The sequence below is a fragment of the Methylobacter arcticus genome (genome assembly GCF_050917435.1).
GTDB classification, from domain to species: Bacteria; Pseudomonadota; Gammaproteobacteria; order Methylococcales; family Methylomonadaceae; genus Methylobacter_A; species Methylobacter_A titanis.
In genome coordinates this window covers 2772654-2789442 of record NZ_CP159583.1, presented here as the reverse complement: position 1 = coordinate 2789442, position 16789 = coordinate 2772654, and the positions used below count along the sequence as shown (strand labels likewise).

16 protein-coding genes are annotated in these 16789 nt (G+C 48.6%); 5 read left to right on the top strand and 11 right to left on the bottom strand.

Features of this window, described 5'->3' with window-relative positions; all coding sequences use genetic code 11:
• The first annotated feature begins 118 nt into the window (after positions 1-118).
• The 3 genes from ABXJ76_RS13345 (at position 119) to ABXJ76_RS13335 (ending at position 3882) form a co-directional block, all read left to right on the top strand.
• On the top strand, positions 119-2260 hold the full coding sequence (locus tag ABXJ76_RS13345) for an AMP-binding protein (RefSeq protein ID WP_432741157.1): 2142 nt from the start codon (positions 119-121) through the stop codon (positions 2258-2260).
• Positions 2261-2387: 127 nt separating this feature from the next.
• Positions 2388-3551, top strand: a complete 1164-nt coding sequence (gene lplT / locus ABXJ76_RS13340; RefSeq protein ID WP_432741155.1) for a lysophospholipid transporter LplT — start codon at positions 2388-2390, stop codon at positions 3549-3551.
• Between the two features lie 55 nt (positions 3552-3606).
• A complete protein-coding gene (locus ABXJ76_RS13335; RefSeq protein WP_432741154.1) occupies positions 3607-3882 on the top strand; it encodes a hypothetical protein in 276 nt (91 codons plus the stop codon).
• Between the two features lie 121 nt (positions 3883-4003).
• Here ABXJ76_RS13335 and ABXJ76_RS13330 read toward each other — a convergent pair whose 3' ends face one another.
• Together ABXJ76_RS13330 and ABXJ76_RS13325 are read right to left on the bottom strand one after the other, a co-directional pair.
• Positions 4004-5551 carry an alkaline phosphatase PhoX gene (locus ABXJ76_RS13330; RefSeq protein WP_432741152.1) on the bottom strand — a complete coding sequence of 516 codons (1548 nt, stop codon included), beginning with the start codon at positions 5549-5551 and terminating at the stop codon, positions 4004-4006.
• Positions 5552-5794: 243 nt separating this feature from the next.
• Positions 5795-6700, bottom strand: a complete 906-nt coding sequence (locus ABXJ76_RS13325) for a LysR family transcriptional regulator (protein ID WP_432741150.1) — start codon at positions 6698-6700, stop codon at positions 5795-5797.
• 182 nt (positions 6701-6882) lie between these two features.
• On the opposite strand from ABXJ76_RS13325, the gene ABXJ76_RS13320 reads away from it, so the two are divergent.
• On the top strand, positions 6883-7464 hold the full coding sequence (locus tag ABXJ76_RS13320) for a beta-class carbonic anhydrase (RefSeq protein ID WP_432741148.1): 582 nt from the start codon (positions 6883-6885) through the stop codon (positions 7462-7464).
• A gap of 72 nt (positions 7465-7536) precedes the next feature.
• Here the strand turns inward: ABXJ76_RS13320 and ABXJ76_RS13315 are convergent, their stop codons facing one another.
• A complete protein-coding gene (locus ABXJ76_RS13315) occupies positions 7537-8604 on the bottom strand; it encodes an acetate/propionate family kinase (protein ID WP_432741147.1) in 1068 nt (355 codons plus the stop codon).
• Positions 8592-10964, bottom strand: a complete 2373-nt coding sequence (locus ABXJ76_RS13310; RefSeq protein ID WP_432741146.1) for a phosphoketolase family protein — start codon at positions 10962-10964, stop codon at positions 8592-8594. The genes ABXJ76_RS13315 and ABXJ76_RS13310 overlap by 13 nt, the downstream gene beginning before the upstream one ends.
• Before the next feature lie 481 nt (positions 10965-11445).
• Between ABXJ76_RS13310 and ABXJ76_RS13305 the strand changes: the two genes are divergently transcribed.
• Positions 11446-12159 carry a hypothetical protein gene (locus ABXJ76_RS13305; RefSeq protein ID WP_432741145.1) on the top strand — a complete coding sequence of 238 codons (714 nt, stop codon included), beginning with the start codon at positions 11446-11448 and terminating at the stop codon, positions 12157-12159.
• 173 nt (positions 12160-12332) lie between these two features.
• On the opposite strand, the gene ABXJ76_RS13300 is transcribed toward ABXJ76_RS13305, so the two are convergent.
• The 7 genes from ABXJ76_RS13300 to ABXJ76_RS13270 form a co-directional block, all read right to left on the bottom strand.
• Positions 12333-13022 (bottom strand): metal-dependent hydrolase, encoded by a 690-nt coding sequence (locus tag ABXJ76_RS13300; RefSeq protein ID WP_432741144.1) that lies wholly within the window; start codon positions 13020-13022, stop codon positions 12333-12335.
• A 251-nt stretch (positions 13023-13273) separates the two neighbouring features.
• Complete coding sequence (gene dapE, locus ABXJ76_RS13295) at positions 13274-14401, bottom strand: succinyl-diaminopimelate desuccinylase (protein ID WP_432741143.1); 1128 nt, start codon at positions 14399-14401, stop codon at positions 13274-13276.
• A complete protein-coding gene (locus ABXJ76_RS13290; protein ID WP_432746522.1) occupies positions 14398-15063 on the bottom strand; it encodes an ArsC family reductase in 666 nt (221 codons plus the stop codon). Before ABXJ76_RS13290 ends, dapE begins: the two co-directional genes overlap by 4 nt.
• The gene (locus ABXJ76_RS13285) at positions 15033-15284 is read right to left on the bottom strand and encodes an NADPH-dependent FMN reductase (protein WP_432741141.1); all 252 of its coding nucleotides are present in this window, start codon (positions 15282-15284) and stop codon (positions 15033-15035) included. Before ABXJ76_RS13285 ends, ABXJ76_RS13290 begins: the two co-directional genes overlap by 31 nt.
• A 19-nt stretch (positions 15285-15303) precedes the next feature.
• On the bottom strand, positions 15304-15546 hold the full coding sequence (locus ABXJ76_RS13280; RefSeq protein WP_432741140.1) for a hypothetical protein: 243 nt from the start codon (positions 15544-15546) through the stop codon (positions 15304-15306).
• A 43-nt stretch (positions 15547-15589) separates the two neighbouring features.
• The gene (locus tag ABXJ76_RS13275) at positions 15590-16060 is read right to left on the bottom strand and encodes a DUF1456 family protein (RefSeq protein ID WP_432741138.1); all 471 of its coding nucleotides are present in this window, start codon (positions 16058-16060) and stop codon (positions 15590-15592) included.
• Positions 16057-16767, bottom strand: coding sequence for a Uma2 family endonuclease (locus ABXJ76_RS13270; protein ID WP_432741137.1), 711 nt, complete (start codon positions 16765-16767; stop codon positions 16057-16059). Before ABXJ76_RS13270 ends, ABXJ76_RS13275 begins: the two co-directional genes overlap by 4 nt.
• Between the last annotated feature and the right edge of the window lie 22 nt (positions 16768-16789).

The window sequence follows — 16789 nt, the reverse complement described above, 5'->3', positions numbered from 1 at the left end:
TAGTTGGCAGGTGAGTACACGCGTCGAAAAATGTCTCCAGAGGTTTGAGCGCTCCATTCACCATGATTTTTCCGGGTAAAATAAAACATCTGTTAAAATGACACAAGGAGGAAACTTAATGCTGAAAAAAATTTTACGCTGGTTGCTGACCTTGATCTACAAGGTTGAAGTCAAAGGCCTGGACAACTATAAAAAGGCAGGCAAACGTGTGCTGATTATATCCAATCACACCTCATTTCTGGATCCGTTGCTGCTGGGCGTATTTTTGCCCGATGACATCACGTTTGCGATTAACACCCAGATTTCCGAGCGCTGGTGGTTAAAGCCTTTTCTGAGACTATCCCGCGTATTTCCAATGGATCCGACCCATCCTTTATCACTGAAGGATTTGATTCACCACTTGCAGGCAGACACCCGCACCGTTATTTTTCCTGAAGGTCGCATTACCGTGACCGGTTCGTTAATGAAAGTTTACGACGGCACCGGCATGGTCGCCGATAAATCCCAGGCGGCGATACTGCCTGTGCGCATTCATGGCGCCGAATACACGCATTTTTCCAGGCTGCGCAATATTGTCCGCTTGCGTTTATTTCCCAAAATTACCATTCAGATTTTGCCTCATACCTTCGTTTCCCCGCCGGCAGAATTGAGAGGCAGAAACCGTCGCAAATACAGCGGACACATTTTGTCGGATATTATGACTGAAATGATGTTTGCCACCAGCCATTACCGGCAAACCATTTTCGCCAGTCTGCTTGAAGCGCGCAAAATACACGGCGGCAAGCATACTGTTGCCAAAGATCTGGAACGTATTCCGTTATCCTATGACAACTTAATTACCCGCACCATTGCGATCGGCAACGCCTTAACGAAAATTACGGCCGCCTCGGAAAATGTCGGGATTTTTTTGCCCAATTCGACCAAAACGCTGTCGGTGGTTCTGGGCTTGCAACTTTATGGCCGGGTCCCGGCGATGTTGAATTATTCAACCGGTTCAGCCGGTATGATTTCCGCGTGCAACACCGCGCAAGTTAAAACCGTTTTAACGTCCCGTCGCTTTATAGAGTTGGGTAAGTTAGCCATGGAGGCCGAGCACTTGGGCGAACTGGTTAAGCTGGTTTATCTGGAAGATTTGGCCGATGGCCTGTCTAAATTGGACAAATTCCAGGCGCTGGTGCAAGGCAAAACCGCCAATATCTGGTACAAACACACCCAATACAACCCCGACAGTCCGGCGGTGGTTTTATTTACTTCCGGCTCTGAAGGCACGCCTAAAGGCGTGGTGCTGTCCCATGCCAACATCCTGTCCAACCTTAAACAACTGGAAGCCCGGATTAATTTCACTGCCCAGGATGTGGTGCTGAACTTTCTGCCGATGTTTCATTCTTTCGGTTTTACCGTCGGCACGATGCTGCCGATATTGCATGGCATGACCACGTTTTTTTATCCGACCCCGCTGCATTATTCGATCATTCCCGAAATCGCTTATGAAATCAGCGCGACCATCATGTTCGGTACCAATACTTTCTTAGCCGGTTATGCTAAAAAAGCTCACGCCTATGATTTTTTCAATATGCGTTATGTAGTTGCCGGTGCTGAAAAGTTGCAGGAAACCACCCGCCAAGTTTGGGCTGATAAATTCGGCATACGTATATTGGAAGGTTATGGCGCCACCGAAACCACGCCCATCACCTCTGTCAATACGCCGATGGACTTTAAAGCCGGCACCGTTGGCCGGTTTATGCCGTCTATGGACTACAAGCTGGAAGCTGTCGAAGGTATCCAAGAGGCGGGCAGGCTACACGTTCGCGGGCCCAATATCATGCGGGGTTATCTGCTGGCCGATAACCCGGGCAAGCTGATCCCGCCCCAATCAATTTATGGCGAAGGCTGGTATGACACCGGCGATATTGTCAATGTCGATAACGACGGTTTCATCAGCATACGCGGGCGCAGCAAGCGCTTTGCCAAAATCAGCGGCGAGATGGTCTCGTTAACCGCAGTCGAACAGCTGGCTTCCAATGCCTGGCCGGATGCGCATCACGCCGCAATCAGCCTGCCGGATGCAAAAAAAGGCGAACAGATTGTTCTGCTCACCACCCAAAAAGATGCGACTGTCGCTGACTTGGCAGCGGCCTCAATAGGCGTTACCCCTATCGGCCTGCCCAAGAAAGTTTTGATCGTTGATGCGATTCCGGTGATGGCGACCGGTAAAACCAATTATCAGGCAGTGACCGAGCTGGCAGCCGGTAAAATATAAGTACCAAACATGGTTTCTCTTTCGTAGGGGCGATCCGGCAGGTCGCCCTTGTTTTTAAAGACCGTGCATTATCAGGGCGACCTGCCGGATCGCCCCCACAACGTTCTTACGATACCGATATTCTTGCATGAACAAACAAATCTACCCGTTATTGATTGCCCAGTTCCTATCTGCCTTTGCCGATAACGCTATTTTGTTTACGGTGATTGCCATGGTGATGCAGTCTACGCAGTTGGCTGGATGGTACATTCCTGCCTTGCAAAGTGTATTCCTGATTGCCTTCGTATTACTTGCTCCGTGGGTGGGAGGATTTGCCGATAACCATCCTAAATCGAAGGTGTTGATTATTGCCAACCTAATTAAAGCGGCGGGCGCAGGGTTATTGCTATTGCATATAGAGCCCCTGATTGCTTATGGCATTGTTGGCATAGGCGCGGCCATTTACAGTCCGGCAAAATACGGTATTCTGCCTGAACTGGCAGGGCATCAATTCCTGGTCAAAGCGAACAGCTGGGTTGAAGGCTCCACCATTTTGGCTATCCTATTGGGTATGGTTGTTGGCGCCAAGGTGGCGGATTACTCAATATCATGGGCGCTGATCGGAACCATCGTCCTTTTTATCATTTCCGCAGTAACCACCTTGTTTTTACCGGCAAGCATCGCTAAAAAAACGGCCCCTGCCGGTTCGAAAGTGCTGCTGTTTTTACGGGAAATAGGCCTGTTTTTTACTACGCCGAGATCACGCTTTGCTGTTCTTGGCGGCTCCTTATTCTGGGCTTCTGCGGCAACCTTAAGGGTCATTATTGTCGTTTGGGCGCCGCTGGTTTTATTGTCCAAAAATGCCTCTGAAATTGCTGAATTGACTTTGTTTCTCGCTATCGGCATTATTGCCGGATCGGCCTTGGTGCCCAGGATGATTCCATTGGAACATTTGCGCCGTGCCAGAATACCCGCCTATTTAATGGCAGCGTTTATCATAGTGCTGAGTCTGACAGAGAGCATCTGGCCTGCCCGTTTTACGCTGTTTTTCATTGGTATGATGGGCGGTATGTTTATCGTTCCCGTCAACGCCGCGTTACAGGAACTGGGGCAACAAAGTATCGGTAGCGGCAGTGCTGTAGCTCTGCAAGGGTTTTTTCAAAATTTGGCTATGCTATTGGCAGTTGGAAGCTATACTTTTGCTGTAGCACATAAGGTGGATCCCGTATTTTCTATGCTTATATTGGGTGTGTTGGTATTGAGTGCCACTTTTTTGGTATCGTTGCATCTGCCTGATAATAAAAAAAAATAACAAACGGCTAATCGCTGAAAGTGGGCTTTTTATAATAATAAGGGAGGCTACATAAATGAAGCTATTTGAACTGGGGAAAATCACCATGACGCCATCGGCTATTTCGATAATAGCCCGTTATAAAGTAGCCATTGGCGATTTGCTGGATAGGCATGAAAAAGGTGATTATGGCGAGATATCGGAGCAGGACTGGCATGAGAACACGCTGGCATTACTGCCTGAATCGGTGGAAAGAATCATGTCTGTTTATAGCATCGGTACCGAAAAACTATGGGTTATCACCGACCCGGATAGAAAGGTAACAACACTATTAACTGAGGACGATTTTTAACGATAGTTAAAGTTCCCAAACTGAGCGCTTGGGAACGGGTGTAGGCCATGTTTGATCGGCGAATTAAACGGATGTTGCATGGGTATCAAAGTGGAACATGACAATTGTCATTTTGGCTTTTTTATTGACTCGCTTTGGTCAATTTCTTAATGAAGTTGGTAGCATCGCTGTCGTTACAGGTTTTTACCGTTCGATTTTTTCCATCATGATCATTGCGCGCATGTTCGCGTTTGTCATCGCTATCGGCCGCACAAAGTGGTGCAACGACATTGTTGATGTCGATTAACCAGGTCGCATCACCCATGCCGTTATCTTGATCCGCTGTACTTTCCGGATGCTGTACGTTGATAATAAACTGAGTCGGATTGGCTGGGTTGAATATCATGCCCGTGTTTTCGGCGCCTTTGACCTGCAAACTCATGAAATGGTCGACTGATTCCGCAATACCGTCATTATTGGTATCACGCAAAAACCAGATATCACCGCCCACATTGTCGCCGTTCGGCGCATCTTCAACCATATATATATTGCCAAGCGCATCCTGGGCCAAATTATCGGGTGAGTTTATATGTCCAGTAGTCGATGCCTGTCCCAGGTTTTTAAGCGTGCTTTCGTCGGCGAACAGACGTACCATCGCTTTGCCGTGACCCAGTTCTTCAACCGAATAAGCAGCCAGTTCTTCCGTAGCAGTAAAGTAAAGTACTTCATGACCATTCTTCAGATAGCCGATTTCAACATCTTCCGGACGACGGAAAGGTGTGCCGTTCAATTCATCGGCTGCGGCACGACCGCCACGCGTTTCATTATCGAATGGATCGGCTGTAGTCAGCGTGACACCCTTAATATCTGTCATAGCTACCCAAGTAGCCGAACCTGAGCGTTCAGAGGGATTGTTGTTTGGATAGGCGCCCGCATTAGCAGAGGAGCCGCCAGTATAACCATTGACACGCAGGACAAAAGATTGCCCCTTGCTGTAATCACCGTGAACGGAAGGCACGAATTTGTATACCGAGCCGGAACGATCTTCATCGACGAAATACAATGCTGAACCGTCATGATTGAAGCGCAGGCCTTCATGTGAAACATTAGGGATGCTGTGCAATTCATTGACGATCACAGCCTCGCCGTTTTCGACATTGGCCATTGGATTTGTAACTTCAAATAAACGACCTTGACCGGACCATTCTTCGCCAACCAAGAGAGTGTTCGCCGGAGTCCAGGTAGCTGGATCGAGAGCGCCGAAATCGTTAGTCCAGTTACCAGTCTGTCCGCCCATGTCGCCTCTGAACAGGTTGACGGCTTTATCGGTTTCACGGTCGTAACGGGTCAAGCCAGCGCCGTATTGAGTTTCATGCGGCAAAAAGATATAACGGCCGCTCGGATCGAAAGCGCTCATGTCAGTCATCGAAGCTCCAGCACCGAGACCGGGAACACGCACTGTGGACTGAGATGGATCGGCTTCGATTTCATGCAGACTGGTCAGGTTTTCGTAACTGACGCCAGCCGGCACTTGCCAAGGCGAATTCAACTCGTTGACATGATTGGGTGTTTGAGCAACGGCCGCCGATTGTGTCAAGGGATTAAAAAATACGTCAGTTCCAGCAGAGGCTGTTTGTGCGCAGGCCAAAAGTATGCCAGTAATAATGGCTTTCTTCTTGAATTGATCCATTTGAAGTTCCAGATTATTGAGAAGGAGCTGCAACTCTAACTGGCAAGTATGACATTTTGATTAAAAATAGTAGGTATGACTCAAGATATTTTGATCTTGTTGGGCGGCTTCTAAAGCGGTCTCTTTTTTAGCCCAATTTTAATGCAGAATAGCCCTCATTGATGAGGGTTTCTGCTGCATCCAGCAGCATTTCCCTGATTACTTGCAGGCTGTGTTTGTTTTGTCTTGCCATGTTGAGCGTCTTTAGATGAATTTCAATTTATTGTTTTCTGCAAAGTGCTTGATTAAAAAATCTACAAACGTTGCCAACTTGGCAGGCAGAAAGCGTCTTTGCAAATAGGTAGCATAAATTTCCAGTGCTGGAATACGAAAAGCCGGTAAAATCTCTATTAACTTTCCCTGTTCCAAATAATTCATCACCGATAATTCAGGCGCCTGGGTTATGCCCATGCCTAAGGCTGCCGCCTGACATAATGCCCTGCCATTGTTTGAGGCAAAATGCCAATTCACTTTGATTTTAACTTCCTCGCCGTCGGCATTAAACATCCAATAATCTTTATGCGGGGTATCTATATAATGCAGACAGCGATGCGAACTTAGCTCGGCAATGGTTTGCGGTTCACCGTATTCGGCGATATAGGCCGGAGAAGCATAGGTGCACAATCGAGTTTTGGCAATTTTTCTGGCGACCACGCCCAAATCAAGTGTATTCGTGACCAGGATAGACAAATCGAAACTACCTTCGCTCAAATTAACCTCGCTGTTGTGTAAGGTCATCAATATTTTAATATCGGGATATTCGCGTTGATACGCGTCAATCGCAGGCACCATATAAAGCCCGCCAAAATCGATAGGCGCGCTGATTTTTAAAGTCCCTTTTACCTGCCGACCCAGTTGCGAGGTGAATTCTTCCAGTTCCGAGAAATCATCGAGTAGCTGTTTGCTGCGGTAATAGTAGATCTTGCCCGCTTCCGTCATACTCAGCTGCCGGGTTGTCCGGTTTAATAAGGCAACCCCCAGAGATTCTTCCAGCTGAGCCATGTATTTGCTGATCATCATCGCTGAAAGATTCATCTCGCGGGCAACCGCTGCAAAAGTACCTAACTCGACAATTCGGCAAAAGACTTGAGTATTATTTAGTTTAGCCATATCCGTCTCTTTATAAACTCTGAGTTTATATTGTATAACCTATATCGCTATTTGAAACCCTGATTTATTGGAGTAAACTTTGTCGCGGAGATAGTAGTTTATGCCGCTTGGTCTTTTTCATTTCTCCTTAGTGATTAGGGTCAAGCGGTTTTTTTATGCCCACCAAAAACAATGAGGTATTTATGAGCAAAATTCTTAATGAGGTTTTAGCAGCAAACAGAGATTACGTGAATGATTTCGGTGACAAGAGCGCATTGCCTATGCCTCCCGGAAGGCATTTTGCTATCTTGACCTGTATGGATGCCCGTTTGGATCCGGCCAAATATGCCGGTTTATCCGAAGGTGATGCTCACGTCATTCGTAATGCCGGCGGTCGCGCTAGCGACGACGCGATCCGTTCTTTGGTTATCTCCTATAAATTATTGGGAACCCGCGAATGGTTTGTTATTCATCATACCGACTGCGGCATGGAAACATTTACCGACGACATCATGCGCGGTCTGTTGGGTAGTAGCTTAAAAACGTCCTCTGTCGATGCTGACGGCTGGCATGATTGCAACGAGGGTCCGGGTTCTGCCGAAGCCAAATATATCGATTGGCTGACCATTAAAGATCAACAGGAAAGCGTTTTGGAAGATGTCACCCGCATTAAGAACCATCCTCTGGTTCCTTCCGGCATCCCTGTTTACGGTTATATTTACGATTGTAAATCAGGCCGATTGATTGAAGTGCCTGCCGCAACAGCAGTTGGCAGAGTCAGCTAACAACTATTCAAACATGCTCCTATCTTTGTGGGATATGAGCATGGCTTAATTCCCCTCAGTTACAGCGCCAATTTACCGGCAAGCACTTAGACAAAGAGTGCGGATCATGACTTCCTCATCAGCCGGGACAATCAGTACCGGTTTATAATCGGTAAGGCCGATGTCATTGGCACCGGAATGATTGGCCGTCCGATCCAAAGCAAACCCCAGAAAGGCCAGCGGAGCGCAGATTTTTTCACGGACTTCGGCAGAGTGTTCACCGATACCGCCGGTAAAAACCAGCGCATCGATACCGCCTGCCTTGGCCGCAAAGCCGCCTATCGCCGCCCGTATCTGACGGCAAAAATAGTCGACGGCAAATTTTGCGTTGTCACTGTCACTGGCAAGCAGCTTATCCATTTCCGAACTTTCACCCGCAGACAAAGCCAGTAAGCCCATGCGGTGAAACACCATGTCGCTCAATGCTTCCGGACTGAAACGCTTTGCCAGTTCCAGCATTATGCCTGGATCGAGGTCGCCGCTACGGGTTCCCATCGGGATGCCGCCTGCCGGGGTATAACCCATGGTGGTGTCCACCGATTTTAAGTTTTCCATCAAACAAAGGCTGGCGCCGCTGCCCAAGTGCGCGATAACCACTTTTTTATAAGCCACGTCGCCTAAAATTTCCGCAAGCATGCCGGCAATGTAGGCGTAATTGAGCCCATGAAAACCGAAGCGGCGCATGCCAAACTCGTTCGGAATCGGCAACCGTTTAGCCAACTCGGGCAGGGTGCTGTGAAAAGCCGTATCGAAGCAGGCGATTTGCGGCACAGAGAAGCGTTGCAGACACAAATCCAGCCCGAGCAGATTGCCCGGCAAATGCAGCGGGGCAAGATGAATCAGGTGTTCCAGACGGGAACGCTCAGTAGCATCAACCCGCCTTGCCAGATCGCTGATATCGCCGCCATGAACAAAGCGATGCCCCACCAGTTTGGGCACTTCACCGGCTAAATCGTGCAACAGCTGAGCGAATGCTTGTCTTTGGTCATGCACCTGTTCATAGCGAAAATTGCGCCGCACACCCTCAGCGGAAAACAAGCTCGCCTTGATCGAAGACGAGCCGCTGTTGATGGTTAGAACTGAGCGCTTCAATACGGCCATACCCAGTTGTCGACCTCGGGCAGATCGGTGCCGTATTCGTAAGCATAGTTACGGCATTCGATCTGCTTGTCGCGCATGTTTTCTTTGACATGGGCACCGGCTACACGCAACGCCGGGATGCGGTTGATCGCGTCAATCACCAGGCTGAAACGGTCGATTTCATTCTGGATGGCCAGTTCCAACGGCGTATTGATGCTGCCTTTTTCCTTGTAGCCGCGCACATGCAGATTTTTATGGTTGTTGCGACGATAGGCCAGACGATGGATCAGCCAGGGATAACCGTGGAAGTTGAACAGGATAGGTTTGTCCAGCGTGAACAGGCTGTCGAAATCCTTGTCCGATAAGCCGTGCGGATGCTCGGCTGCAGGCGTCAGTTTGTAGAGGTCGACCACGTTGATGAAGCGAACTTTGAGTTCGGGGAAATTCTCGCGCAGCAACACCACGGCGGCCAGCGCTTCTTTGGTTGGAATGTCGCCGGCGCTGGCTATCACTAAATCCGGTTCTACGCCTTGATCGTTGCAAGCCCAGTCCCAAATGCCGATGCCCTTGGTGCAATGTTTGATCGCCGCATCCATGTCCAAAAATTGCAGATGCTTTTGCTTGTCGCAAACGATCACGTTGATGTAATCGGTGCTCTTTAAGCAATGATCGGCAACCGTCAACAGACAGTTCACGTCCGGCGGCAGATAGATGCGCGTCACTTCCGGGCTTTTGTTGACCACGACATCGAGAAAGCCGGGGTCCTGATGCGTAAAGCCGTTGTGATCCTGCCGCCATACGGTGGAAGTAATCAGCAGGTTCAGCGAGGACACCGGGGCGCGCCAAGGGACTGCCTTGGACATGGCCAGCCATTTGGCATGCTGGTTGAACATCGAATCGATTACATGCACGAAGGCTTCGTAGGTGGAGAAGAAACCGTGGCGACCGGTCAGCAGATAGCCTTCCAGCCAGCCTTCCAGGGTATGCTCGGACAGCATTTCCATGACCCGTCCGTCAGGCGACAGTTCGCCGCCATCGGCATCTTCCGGCAGATAGTCGGCCAGCCAGGTTTTCTTGCTGACTTCGTAGATGTCGTCCAGCTTGTTCGAGCTGTTTTCATCAGGGCCGAACACGCGGAAATTATGCCTATTCAGGCGCATGATGTCGCGCAGGAACTTGCCTAGCGGGCGGGTGTTTTCAGCGCTGGTGGTGCCCGGCTGGGTCACCACCGTGGCATAGTCGCGGCAGTCCGGCATATGCAGGGCTTTGCGCAACAGGCCGCCATTGGCGTGAGGGTTGACGCTCATGCGCCGCGCGCCCTTGGGTGCCAGAGCTTTAAGTTCGGGTAACAAGCGGCCGTCTTGGTCGAACAGTTCTTCCGGCTTATAACTGCGCAGCCAGTCTTCCAGCTGTTTAAAATGCTCAGGCGTATCGCGTACGTTGCCCAAAGGCACCTGATGCGAGCGCCAGAAGCCTTCCACTTTTTTACCGTCAACCTGTTTCGGCCCGGTCCAGCCTTTGGGGCTGCGTAACACGATCATCGGCCAACGCGGACGAATCGGCTGACCGCTGCTGCGGGCCTGTTGTTGAATGCGGCGGATTTCCAGTACACAGTCTTCCATCGTTGCGGCCATGGCCTGGTGCATGGTGTCCGGGTCGTTTCCCTCGACAAAATAAGGCGTCCAGCCGTAGCCCTTGAACAGGTTTTCCAGTTCTTCGTGCGAGATACGCGACAGAATAGTGGGGTTGTTGATCTTGTAACCGTTCAAATGCAGGATCGGCAATACTGCGCCATCGCGGATCGGATTCAGGAACTTGTTGGAATGCCAGGAGGTCGCCAGCGGGGCAGTTTCAGCTTCGCCATCGCCGACCATCACGGCAACGATCAGTTCGGGATTGTCGTAAGCCGCGCCGAAAGCATGGGAGACGCTATAACCGAGTTCTCCACCTTCATGAATCGAGCCCGGCGTTTCCGGCGTGCAATGGCTGCCGATGCCGCCGGGAAAAGAGAACTCTTTGAAGAACTCGCGCATGCCGTGCTCGTCTTCGCTCTTGTTCGGGTAAATCTCGCTGTAAGCGCCTTCCAGATAGACCGGACCGAGCACGCCCGGCGCACCATGTCCTGGACCTGCCATGAAAATAGCGTTTAAATCGTACTTGTTAATCAGGCGGTTGAGATGAATATAAGTGAAGGATAGCCCCGGACTTGAACCCCAATGTCCCAGCAAGCGACTCTTTACATGCTCCAGCTTGAGCGGTTCGCGCAGCAGCGGATTGTCGCGCAGATAAATCATGCCTGCCGCAAGGTAATTACAGGCGCGCCAGTAGGCGTCTATTTTGCCGATTTCTTCTTGCGGTAGCGGAGTTTTTGGGACGGTCATGGCTTATAAATCCTAGAGTTGGTTGCAAATGGGTCGGTTGATTTTTCGGTATTATACGGGCTGATTGTGACGCCTGTTTGACCGTCATTTAAGGTGATTTCCGCCGTTAATTATGCTGTCCGGTTAACGGCGACGATCTGATCGGATTCAGTCGATTCAATAATTTTATGTGTCATATAGCCTATATTACCATGTGAAATGCCTGGGTTACTCGTGTAATGATTTTTTCTGAGTCCAGCAACGATGCGGCTTTTAAGCATTTTTCAGTACGCAAACCAAAATATAAAGCAGTTACCGTGCCATTTTCCGCGGCTTATTGTCGCGCGGCAATCGGTCACATTTCCAAGACTGGTTTTAGTCATTAGACTGGTTTGCAACTCTTGCATCGTCCCCTTAATTTAAGGGGATTAGAGTTGACTGTCCTTCCTTTTAAATGCGGTCAGCAGCCCTGGCCGCATCTTTTTAACCTACGGGTGAAATCATGAAACGGAATCACCAAACTGATACCTCTTACGTCATTAATGATCAAGATTTGTTCAAACAAATCGCTTTCCATGAGGCGGGTCACGCTGCCGCTATTTATCTTTGCAATAAACAAAAACAACTGCCCCCGGTACATTTTCAAATCATCATTAAGGCTTCGAAGCGCCAAAAAGGCAGCCTTTTGGACGCCTGCCGATTAGGCTATGAGCACTTTGCCGCAGTCGTAGAGGGAGGTCGCCTGATTCATAGCCTGCCGGTTGCGTTGATTGAAAGTGCGCATTATTTTTCAGATGTTGAGCAAGATGCGTATCAGACCGCTTTTGAAGCGGATGTGATTAATTTATTGGTCGGGCCTTTAGCGGAAGCAAAGCATGTCGCCTTACGTGATAATGAACAGTTTACTGCTCAACTGGTTAACATCAATGCTTTGCATTATTACGGCGGTACATCCGATCTTGAGCAGGTTTATGAGTATCTGGATATTTTTATCGCAACTAAAAGTCGGCAACAAGAGAAGTTGGTTGAGCTGTTTGGCAAAGCCTTTCAGTTTATAAGTTCACCGATTTATTGGCAGGCTATTGAGCGTTTGGCGGATTATATTCTTAAAAACAGAGAAAATATCATCAGCTGTGAAGAGTCGATTGCCGTGATGGATCAAAGCGGGACGCGTCAGAAAAGGCAAGCAATACAGGCGATGAGTCTTGTAAACTAAGCATCGCGCCGCTTTTTTGCATTTGATTTCGCGGTAGTCTTTAAGCCACGCAGGCAGCGTAATCCAATGGGTTTACCGTATAAGGAAAGCGCAAGCTTTGCATCGTATGACTTGCCGGTAATGGTTTATCGGCTTTTAGCAGACTTCGTTCTTATTCTGCTTCACCTTTGATTTTAAAACATTGCCAGCGCTAAATAATGGTTCCATTGAGCGCCTTTCCATACTGTAACTAATGGCATCGGTGATGGCGCTATCGAGTACAGCATTATTGTACAAAGGGTCATTAATGCCGAGGCAGCGATATTGTTATAACTGAATAATTTTAACGCGGTACCAAAGGATTTTTTCATTCTTAAATTGGATAAATTGGTGCTGTAGAGTTCATCTAATAGCAAGTGAACGATAAATCCGAAGGCAATGAAAACACCGTTTAGCCAGGCATGTAAAATATCCCAATGCAGTAAACGGTAGCTGATGCAGGTCATTAATAAGCCAAAAAACAAAGCTGCCAATAGTGAATGGAATACGCCGCGATGAACGGTAAGGCTGTTAAACAAGTTCAACATTACATAGCGAATAAACAGATAAGTACCTGTCGCAATCAGCAATAACAGGTATGGCGCATAACTGTCTTTTAACGTATGTAGCGCCGCAGCTACGCCCATTAACGCTAACACGTTAAACAACAGCCTTACCGGTCTTGAGTTGCTCGCATCAATATCAGGCAATAGTCCGCCTACTATGCCCAGGAAAACGAGCCAGGGTATATCAGCGTTAGTGATCAAATGGACGTTGGTGGCAATGAGAGCTGCGCCGGCGCTGGCAGCTGAAGCGACGAATAAATGGGTGTTAAAATTGGCCATGTAAAACAATAATCCCTTAAATCTAAAAAATCCAATATGGCATTGCCTGGCTCTACATTAAGCCAGATATTTGCCTGCGATTACCTCGGTTATTCCTGTGTTAGTTAACTTACAGTAAATAAAGATGGAGGAGTGCAAGCTTTGCTTGTACAGCAGGGAGCCTGCACTCCTGAAACCATGAATGTCGGGCAATAGTTTTTTGTTGTCCGGCACAAGATTGCAACTGATTGGCTGAGTTACCTTGGGCTAATTTACATCAGTAAATTGATCAGCATCTGTTCATAAATACGAGACAAAATTTCCAGATCTTCCACGCCAACGTGTTCATTGATTTTATGGATACTTTCATTCAACGGGCCGAGCTCGATGACCTGTGCGCCGGTCGGAGCGATAAAGCGTCCGTCGGAGGTGCCGCCGCCGGTGTCATCAAGGGTTTCAAAGCCGGTCACGGTTTTGATCGCGGCGTGGGCGGCATCGATTAATGCGCCTGATTCGGTTAAGAAAGGGTTGCCGGACAAGCGCCATTCCAATTCGTATTTGAAATCGTATTTGTCCAGCAGCGCGTGGGTGCGTTGCTTGATGGTTTCCTCATCCAGTTCGGTGCAAAAACGCAGGTTGAACTGAACTGCCACGCTGCCGGGGATGATGTTTTCTGCGCCGGTTCCAGAGTTGATATTGGAAACCTGCAAGCTGGTCGGCGGGAAAAAGGCATTGCCGTGATCCCAAACCTCATCAATGAGGTCTTTTAACGCCGGGGCAAAAGTGTGTATCGGATTATCGGCCAGTTCAGGGTAGGCGACGTGGCCTTGGATGCCTGCAATGGTCAGTTTGGCGCATAAAGAACCGCGCCGACCGACGCGAATCACGTCGCCGATTTTTTTGTCGCTGGACGGTTCGCCGACCAGGCACCAGTCTATTTTCTCGTTGCGCTGTTCCAGCACTTCAACGACTTTAATCACGCCATTGGTGGCAATGCCTTCTTCATCGCTGGTCATCATCACCGCGATAGAGCCTTGATGATCCGGGTGCTTAGCAATGAAACGTTCGACGGCGGTAATAAAGCAGGCGATGCCGCCCTTCATATCCGCAGCGCCCCGGCCATAAAGCTTGCCGTCACGAATCGTCGGCTCAAAAGGCGGTGAAACCCAGGCATCCAACGGGCCGGTAGGCACAACATCGGTGTGGCCGAGGAAGGTAAACAGCGGTTTGGCATCGCCGCGTCTCAGCCAGATGTTTTGGGTGTCTGCAAAGTCCAGGCGTTCTTCTTTGAAGCCCAATTTGGTTAGTCGTGCCGCCAGCACATCCTGGCAACCCGCGTCTTTTGGGGTTACCGATTCGCGGCTGATAAGGTCTTTAAGCAGTTCTAGGGTATCGCTCATAATAGTTTGGCTTGGTAGTTCTCAGCTTTAAATCCAAGGATTAGCAGGTCGCCGGACTCTAAAATCGGGCGTTTAATCAGGGTAGGGGTGGTCAGCATCAGTTGCATGGCGTTGTCTAAGGTCAGATCGCTTTGCTGCTCGGTACTGAGTTGCCGCCAGCTGGTGCTGCTGCGGTTGAGCAGTTGGTTCCAGTCCAAATGGTCGGCGAAATGCTGCAGCAGTTCAGGCGTTAAGCCATCGGTTCGAAAATCGTGGAATTGATAGGCTATGTTGTTTTGATCCAGCCAGTTGCGCGCTTTTTTGACGGTGTCGCAGTTTTTTATGCCGTACAACGTGTGAGTTTTTAAATTTTGCAAATTTACAATCTCCGTATGGAAGACGCGTAGCGCCTCGCGAATTGATGTTGAAATAAAGGGGTGGTTAACAATCCCCAGCTGATCAAGGTTAGAGCCGATAATCGGTAAGATGATTGAGGCTGCTTCAACCACTTGAGCGGACATGACGGTAAGCGTCTCCTTCAGAGACGCCTGGGCGATAGTGGCTCGTGGCGACGCGTTAAGTAACGCAACCGGCTTGTTTGCAAAAGCCTCGCTACCCACCATCCAGTCCAAGGCATTCTTCATGACTCCCGTTACGCCGCGAGCGTATTCCGGGCTGGCAATAATAACACCATCGGCTTCGAGAATACGGGCGTAAAAATAGGCAACTGGGGAGTATCGGTTATTTCAAGATCGGGGTTGAATCGCGGCAGATTGCCCAGTTCGGTATACAGCTCAATGCGAACATCCGCAGGCGCTAAGCCAGCAACGGCTCGCAGCAGTGCAGAGTTCAACGATGCGCTACGCAGGCTACCTGAAATAGCCAGGATTCTGACAATCGGCATCGTTGACTCTATAGCGATTTTACAATTGGCTGTTCAGCAATTCGTCTATGTTGGGCAGTTGTTTGTCGGATTTGCAGCGGATTTTATAAAGATCGACAAATTCCATAAAGGCTTGTTCCAGATCGGCCAGGATTTCTTCTTCGTTTTCGCGCTCATCATCAGGAACATCCGTGGATTCCAAATATTCGTGTTGCAGGGCGACTTCGCTGTTTAAAGCAAGTGTGGCGTAAATGATCGCATTGTTTGATATGTTGTCGCTCATGGTATTGGCCTTGGTAGGTTATTGGGGAATAGTGTGTAAAAGATCAGTCTTGTTCTCTAAAACGAATGGTTAGACCTTGTAAGAAGTTTCTTAAAATCTGATCGCCGCATTCACGGTGATGTTTATGGCCTTTTTGCCTGAAAAAGGAGCTGAGTTCGCCTTTGGACAATTCAAAGTCGGCCAGTTTTAAGGTGCTTAGCATGTCCTCTTCTTTAAATTCCAGCGCGATTCTCAGTTTTTTGAGTATGGTGTTATTGGTTAACGGCTCCGGCTTTTTGATCTGTTCGGCTTGATTTTCCTGCTTGCCTCTTTTATAGATAATCAGGCCGTCTAGAAATTTTCCCAGTAGCTTGTTGTCAAGCTCGACATAGTCGGCTTCATTATCTTTTTTGAGCAGCTTAAGCAGCTCATCTCGACTGATCTCTACGTCGCTCAAGGCGAAGATTTCGATCATGTCAGGGTCTTTAAGCTCTAAAGCGTAGCGTACTCGGCGTAAAACGTCGTTGTTAATCATGGTTTCTGTGTGGCAATGTGGGGTGGCTGTACAGCACCGTGTACAGGGTTGGAATCCGTTTCTTCAAGAGCTGCTTGATTTTTTTCCTGCAAGAAAGCAAGCACATCGTCATTGTTGACTTGATAGTAAATGTCCTCAACAAGAACGGTAACGCCTAATGATTCAAAAGTAATCGCATCGCCAAGGTAGTAATAAAAGGATTGCCAATGCTCTTTCTTTTTAAAGACCTCAATTTCCGCAATGGTTTGATCAATTAAAACATACTCTTCCAAGGTTGAAATATTTTGGTATTTCAAACGTTTGGCATTTTTATCAAACTTTCGGGTCGATTTGGATAATATCTCGACGATAATGACCGGCGATTGTTTGTAATATTCAAACTCATTCGTCGCGCCAGTTCCCGACTGGCTTGCGACATACACACCATCCCTGGCGATATCTGGCTGGCAAACCACCATGACATCAGGATAGAAAAAATCATTAGCCACCTTAACTTTCATGTCTGCTATGAAAGTTCTGCAAGGCGTGCCTTTAAGCTTATTTCTTAACTCACTAAGCATATTAATAGCCAGTAAATTATGCGCTTCACTCGCCCCAGCCATTGCATAAGCTTCACCATCAATGAATTCATGCTTTATTTCTGCAACAAGTTCGCCTTGTAGATACTGTTCTTCAGTGATCTTGCTATTTGCGTAGTTTAAGCTCATTGGCTTTCTCCTGTTTTGGCAT

Coding starts and splice junctions, on each gene's coding strand:
- ABXJ76_RS13335 (WP_432741154.1), top strand. CDS start 3,607: ATGAAGCTATTTGAACTGGGGAAAATCACCATGACGCCATCGGCTATT.
- ABXJ76_RS13345 (WP_432741157.1), top strand. CDS start 119: ATGCTGAAAAAAATTTTACGCTGGTTGCTGACCTTGATCTACAAGGTT.
- dapE (WP_432741143.1), bottom strand. CDS start 14,401: ATGAGCGATACCCTAGAACTGCTTAAAGACCTTATCAGCCGCGAATCG.
- ABXJ76_RS13275 (WP_432741138.1), bottom strand. CDS start 16,060: ATGATTAACAACGACGTTTTACGCCGAGTACGCTACGCTTTAGAGCTT.
- ABXJ76_RS13310 (WP_432741146.1), bottom strand. CDS start 10,964: ATGACCGTCCCAAAAACTCCGCTACCGCAAGAAGAAATCGGCAAAATA.
- ABXJ76_RS13270 (WP_432741137.1), bottom strand. CDS start 16,767: ATGAGCTTAAACTACGCAAATAGCAAGATCACTGAAGAACAGTATCTA.
- ABXJ76_RS13300 (WP_432741144.1), bottom strand. CDS start 13,022: ATGGCCAATTTTAACACCCATTTATTCGTCGCTTCAGCTGCCAGCGCC.
- ABXJ76_RS13315 (WP_432741147.1), bottom strand. CDS start 8,604: ATGGCCGTATTGAAGCGCTCAGTTCTAACCATCAACAGCGGCTCGTCT.
- ABXJ76_RS13285 (WP_432741141.1), bottom strand. CDS start 15,284: ATGCCGATTGTCAGAATCCTGGCTATTTCAGGTAGCCTGCGTAGCGCA.
- ABXJ76_RS13305 (WP_432741145.1), top strand. CDS start 11,446: ATGAAACGGAATCACCAAACTGATACCTCTTACGTCATTAATGATCAA.
- lplT (WP_432741155.1), top strand. CDS start 2,388: ATGAACAAACAAATCTACCCGTTATTGATTGCCCAGTTCCTATCTGCC.
- ABXJ76_RS13330 (WP_432741152.1), bottom strand. CDS start 5,551: ATGGATCAATTCAAGAAGAAAGCCATTATTACTGGCATACTTTTGGCC.
- ABXJ76_RS13280 (WP_432741140.1), bottom strand. CDS start 15,546: ATGAGCGACAACATATCAAACAATGCGATCATTTACGCCACACTTGCT.
- ABXJ76_RS13320 (WP_432741148.1), top strand. CDS start 6,883: ATGAGCAAAATTCTTAATGAGGTTTTAGCAGCAAACAGAGATTACGTG.
- ABXJ76_RS13325 (WP_432741150.1), bottom strand. CDS start 6,700: ATGGCTAAACTAAATAATACTCAAGTCTTTTGCCGAATTGTCGAGTTA.